The following is a 6,202-nucleotide window of genomic DNA, read 5'->3' on the forward strand; positions in this document are numbered from 1 at the left end:
ACTTTATTCCCAATCAAAAGGTGTTTCTTGGTATACATAGTAATTTAGCCAATTTATAAACAATAAATTTGCGTGCGAACGCCACGTATGAAGCGGTCGTTTCGTTGGGTCATCATTTTGAAAATAATTGATTGGCTTTTTAATTGATGCCCCTTTATTTATATCGCGTTCATATTCTTGTTTTAGTGTCCCAACTTCATATTCTGGATGTCCTGTTAAGAATATTTGTTTTTCATCTTTGCTGATCACTAAATTCACGCCTGATTCTTCTGATTCTGATATAATATCCACTTCGTTTATATTCTCAATATCTTCACGCCGCACTTCTGTATGGCGAGAATGCGGAACGTTAAACAGGTCATCAAAGCCTCGCAGCAACTTCACGTTTTCTTTAGAAATGGTATGCGGGAATATACCAAAGCATTTTTCGTTAAGAGGACGCTTATTTACTCCATAATGATGAAAAAGCCCAGCTTGTGCTCCCCAACATATATGAAGGGTGGAAGTAACATTTGTCTTTGTCCAATCCATTATTTCTTTTAATTCATCCCAATAAGTAACCTCTTCAAACTCTAAATGTTCAATCGGTGCTCCTGTAATAATCATTCCATCAAACTTGCGATGTTTAATATGCTCAAATGTGGTATAAAAAGACTCTAAATGAGCTTGCGCTGTGTTTTTTGGATTATGAGTTTTTGGGATTAATAACGTAATATTTACTTGCAGCGGTGAATTTCCCAGCAAACGCATAAATTGTGCCTCTGTTTTTTCTTTTTCCGGCATTAAATTGAGAATTACGATATTTAAAGCGCGAATATCTTGAGAATATGCACGACTATCATCCATCACAAATATATTTTCTCTCTCTAAAATTTCTTTTGCAGGTAAATCATTCGGAATATTAATCGGCATACGCAAACTCCCTCTAATAATATTTTGACTTTTTACTATTATAAGAATATTGTCTGTAATCTTCAATCCTTTTGATCAATTTATTTCAGGTCAAACTGTTATAACTTCTTCTTATTGGAAAGGGACTCATTTATAAAACGCCTTCATGTTTGGCATTCCTTATGAATAGGGCTTTTTTACTATTTAATCCTTTATAAACAAAATGAACAAAAAAGAACTAAAATTTTTAATAAAGAATATCATGAAAACGCTTTACAGAAGGGAGAATTGGATATATACTGAAGGAAAAGTTTCATTAACTACAAAATCAGCTAAATTTCCCGAAAATAATTGAAATATTTACTTCATTTTATTATGGGCGAATCTATTAATCTAATATTACATATGAAAGAAGCTTCTTAATCAAAAAAGATTAAAACAAGAGTCGTCAGTATGAAGTTCTTTTATAGGAGATTGGTTTTTTTACTATCAATTATGGGAAAGCATTTAGTAAAACAGTAAGGAGGGAGCATCTAATGTCGTCCAATACCAACCAAAAACCGTGGGGGAAATTCCATGGACCAAACCTAGGTTATGTAATTGAACAATATGAGAAATACGAAGAGGATCCAAATTCAATTGATGAAGAACTTCAAGAGTTTTTTAGAACATGGGGAAGCCCAGCATCAAATGCTCAGCTTTCAAAATCTGAAACAATTTCTGAGCAAGAGACGATTCCAGCTCCAGCTATTGAGAAGATTGTAAATGCAGTAAAACTGTCAGATGCAATTCGCACATATGGACATTTAGCTGCTAGTATTTATCCATTAAGTGAAGAAAACAAAAATATGAGGTTGCTTGATCCTCATACGTATAACTTAAGTGAAGAAGATCTGAAAGCGATCTCGCCAAAAATTGTTTGGCAAGATGCTCCAGAACATATCCAAACAGGGTTAGATGCGATTAACGCCTTAAAAGAAATTTATACACAGTCTTTAGCATTTGAATTTAGCCACGTCCACACAGAGGAAGAAAGAAAGTGGTTGGACCGCCGCGTAGAAACGGGTATTGTAAACCAAGAGATTTCAAAAGAAAAGAAACGTGAGCTTCTTAAAAGACTAACAGAAGTAGAAGGATTTGAAGCATTTATTCATAAAACGTTTGTTGGTCAAAAAAGATTTTCAATCGAAGGTGTCGATGCTTTAGTACCAATGCTTGATGAAATTATTCGTTCAAGTGTCTTAGATGGAACGAAAGATATTATGGTTGGAATGGCTCACAGAGGGCGTTTAAATGTGCTGGCACATGTTCTTCAAAAACCATATGAAATTATTTTTTCAGAATTTCATCATTCACCAAATAAAGATCTTATTCCATCTGAAGGATCAAAAGGAATTAACTACGGTTGGACAGGTGATGTGAAATACCACCTTGGCGGCAATCGAGCAATTGGTGAATCACAAACAGCACAAGCCTGTTTAACGCTTGCTAACAATCCAAGTCACTTAGAATTCGTAGATCCAGTCGTTGAAGGGTATGCGAGAGCGGCACAGGAAGACCGCAAAGAAGCAGGTTTTCCAAAGCAGGATACGAGAAAAGCATTTTCAATCTTAATTCATGGAGACGCAGCCTTCCCTGGTGAAGGAATTGTAGCTGAAACACTGAACCTCAGTCAGCTAAAAGGATACCACACAGGAGGAACTGTACATATCATTGCAAATAATAGACTTGGCTTTACAACAGATAGTGAAGATTCACACTCAACGAGATATGCAAGTGATCTGGCGAAAGGGTATGAAATTCCAGTTGTACACGTGAATGCAGATGATCCAGAAGCCTGTCTTAAAGCGATGTGTCTCGCTTATGAATATAGAATGCGCTTCAATAAAGACTTTCTTGTTGATCTCATTGGTTATCGAAGATTTGGTCATAATGAAATGGATGATCCTTCTACGACCCAGCCTAAACTATATGAACTTGTGAAAAAGCATCCAACAGTACGCGCCTTATACGCAAAACAGCTGCGGGATGAAAAACTTGTTAGCGCTGACGAAGTAGAAAACATGAAAAATGAGTTTGAAGGGATGCTTCAGAAAAAATATGAAAGCGTAAAAGCGGTTGGGGAAGAAGATGACGTAAAAGAGGTTGAAGTACCAGAAGAAGTGTTAAATGGGCTTCCTGAAGTCGATACAAGAGTTTCGAAGGATATCCTTCAAAATATTAATCGTTCATTACTAACATTTCCTAGCGATTTTCATGTGTATCCTAAATTAGAAAGAATTTTAAAGCGACGCAATGACATGCTTGCGGAGAATGGAAAGGTAGATTGGGGATTTGCTGAAACATTGGCGTTTGCCTCTATCTTACATGATGGCACACCAATTCGATTATCAGGACAAGACTCAGAGCGTGGGACATTTGCACAGCGTCACCTCGTTCTTCACGATAGTGAAACAGGAGAAGAATATTTACCGCTTCACGGCCTTCCTGAAGCAAAGGCATCATTTGCTGTTCATAACAGTCCATTATCAGAAGGTGCTGTACTTGGCTTTGAATACGGCTATAATGTTCACGCTCCAGAAACGCTTGTACTTTGGGAAGCACAGTACGGGGATTTCGCGAATGCCGGACAAGTGATTTTTGACCAATTTATTTCTGCGGGACGAGCAAAATGGGGACAGAAATCAGGTCTTGTTATTTTACTGCCGCACGGTTATGAAGGACAAGGACCAGAGCATTCAAGCGGAAGATTAGAGCGCTTTTTAACATTAGCTGCTGAAAGCAACTGGACAGTAGCAAACGTAACGAGTGCCGCTCAATACTTCCATATTTTAAGAAGACAAGCGAAGATTTTAAATAAAAAAGAAGTTCGACCGCTTGTAATTATGACACCAAAGAGCCTGCTTCGTAATTCGCTTGTTGCTTCAGAGCATCAGCTGCTTAGTGAAGGGAATTTCCAAACCGTTATGGAACAGTCTGGTTTAGGTGAAGAGAATGAACGTATTAAACGTTTAGTGTTATGCAGCGGAAAAATAGCGGTGGATCTAGCTTCAGAGCTTGAATCAAGCGATAAAGACCTAGATTGGCTGCACATCGTGAGGATGGAACAATTGTATCCATTCCCTAAAAAGAAGCTCCAAGAAATTGTGAACCGCTATCCTCATTTAAAAGAAGTGGTTTGGGTACAGGAAGAGCCGAAAAACATGGGTGCTTGGACATTTATGGAGTCCAAAATCAATGAGCTTGTATCTAAAGATGTTGCGGTTTCTTATATTGGACGTGTTGATCGATCAAGTCCAGCTGGAGGAGATCCAATCGTTCATAAAAAAGAACAAAAACGCATTATAACTGAAGCTTTTGAACCATCATTTTCTGAAGGAGGCCAAGACAATGATTGAAGTGAAAGTACCAGAACTTGCAGAATCGATTACAGAAGGCACAATTGCACAATGGTTAGTAAAAGTAGGAGACAAAATCCAAAAAGGTGACTATATCGTTGAACTTGAGACAGATAAAGTAAATGTTGAAGTGAGCGCAGAAAACGATGGCGTTATTAAAGAGCTTTTAAAATCAGAAGGCGATAATGTGGAAGTGGAAGAAGTGATTGCACTTCTTAGTGAAGGAATTGAAGAAGATCTAAAAGAATCCGAACAACAAGCTCCTCCGGCAAATGAAGAAGTGAAAGAAGAAGCAAGCACACCAACAGCAGCGGAAGAGCGAAAAGAAACTCCTCAAAATCAGAAACCGATCGCTTCACCGGCAGCAAGAAAGCTTGCAAGAGAACTGTCCATTGATTTAAATCAAGTAAGTGCTCGTGACCCTTTAGGGAGAATCCGACCAGACGATGTAAAAGCACATGCTGAAAAAGATTCAGCTCCAAAAAGTGAGCAAAAAGAAACAACAGCAGCACCGAAAGAAACAAAACAAAAAGCATCTGCTGAAGCTGCTGATCCGAATAAACCGGTAGAACGCATTAAAATGTCGCGCCGCCGTCAAACAATTGCGAAACGTCTAGTAGAAGTCCAGCAAACGGCAGCGATGTTAACGACGTTCAATGAAGTCGATATGACAGCGATTATGGACGTCAGAAAGCGTCGAAAAGATTCTTTCGCCAAAGAAAATGATGTGAAATTAGGCTTTATGTCTTTCTTCACAAAAGCGGTTGTAGGCGCACTTAAAAAGTTCCCAGAGTTAAACGCAGAAATTCAAGGTGACGAAATGGTGCTTAAAAAGTATTATGATATCGGAATCGCTGTTGGTACTGATGAAGGTCTCGTTGTTCCTGTTGTACGCGATGCAGACCGACTCAGTTTTGGCGACATTGAAAAGGAACTTGGCGAACTTGCAAACAAAGCAAGAAATAATAAACTTACCCTTAAAGAACTGCAGGGCGGCACATTTACGATTACAAATGGTGGGATCTATGGTTCAATGATGTCTACACCAATCTTAAACAGCCCGCAAGTTGGAATTTTAGGAATGCACAACATTCAATGGCGTCCTGTTGCAATTGATCAAGAACGGATGGAAAACCGTCCAATGATGTATATTGCTCTATCTTATGATCACCGTATCGTAGACGGAAAAGAAGCGGTTAGCTTTTTAGCGAAAGTAAAAGCACTGCTTGAAGATCCGGAAGCACTGTTATTAGAAGGATAATCCAGTTTACCATTGGAGAAGTTTACGGGAAGAGACGAATTAGCTCTTTTCAGCTCTCTTCCTTTTCTTCTCTATTTATATAGTATTGTTATAAATTTTGATAGGGGGATGAAAATGAATATCCATGAATACCAAGGAAAAGAAGTATTAAGAAACTACGGTGTAGCGGTTCCAAACGGGAAAGTTGCTTTCTCTCCAGAAGAAGCGGTGAATGCTGCCAAAGAATTAAATTCAAACGTGTATGTCGTAAAAGCGCAAATTCACGCGGGCGGCCGCGGAAAAGCAGGCGGAGTTAAAATTGCTAAAAGCCTTGATGAAGTTCATACATATGCAGAGGAGCTTATTGGCAAGACGTTAGTAACCCACCAAACAGGTCCTGAAGGAAAAGAAGTGAAACGCCTTTTAATTGAAGAAGGCTGTGATATTAAAAAAGAATATTATGTAGGTCTAGTCCTTGATCGTGCGACTTCTCGCGTTATTTTAATGGCATCAGAAGAAGGCGGCACAGAGATTGAAGAAGTGGCAGAAAAAACACCGGAAAAAATCTTTAAAGAAGAAATTGATCCGGCTGTCGGCTTACAAGGTTATCAAGCGCGCCGTTTAGCGTTTAACATTAACATTCCAAAAGAACTTGTTAATAAAGCGGTAAAAT

General features: G+C 38.5%; 4 protein-coding genes. 3 read left to right on the forward strand and 1 reads right to left on the reverse strand.

Annotation, left to right across the window (positions count from 1 at the left end; all coding sequences use genetic code 11):
- Positions 1–3: 3 nt before the first annotated feature.
- On the reverse strand, positions 4–912 hold the full coding sequence (metA, locus tag DS031_RS20800) for a homoserine O-acetyltransferase MetA (protein WP_113808123.1): 909 nt from the start codon (positions 910–912) through the stop codon (positions 4–6).
- A 515-nt stretch (positions 913–1,427) separates the two neighbouring features.
- Here metA and DS031_RS20805 point away from each other — a divergent pair.
- From DS031_RS20805 to DS031_RS20815, 3 genes are all read left to right on the forward strand, one after another.
- On the forward strand, positions 1,428–4,289 hold the full coding sequence (locus DS031_RS20805; protein WP_113808124.1) for a 2-oxoglutarate dehydrogenase E1 component: 2,862 nt from the start codon (positions 1,428–1,430) through the stop codon (positions 4,287–4,289).
- Entirely contained in the window at positions 4,282–5,550 is a 1,269-nt protein-coding gene (odhB, locus tag DS031_RS20810; RefSeq protein WP_113808125.1) for a 2-oxoglutarate dehydrogenase complex dihydrolipoyllysine-residue succinyltransferase, read from the forward strand. The genes DS031_RS20805 and odhB overlap by 8 nt, the downstream gene beginning before the upstream one ends.
- A gap of 114 nt (positions 5,551–5,664) precedes the next feature.
- On the forward strand, positions 5,665–6,202 hold a 538-nt coding region (locus tag DS031_RS20815; RefSeq protein WP_181833272.1), incomplete at its 3' end, for an ATP-grasp domain-containing protein.

The sequence above is a fragment of the Bacillus taeanensis genome (assembly GCF_003318295.1).
Classification (GTDB): domain Bacteria; phylum Bacillota; class Bacilli; order Bacillales; family UBA6769; genus Maribacillus; species Maribacillus taeanensis.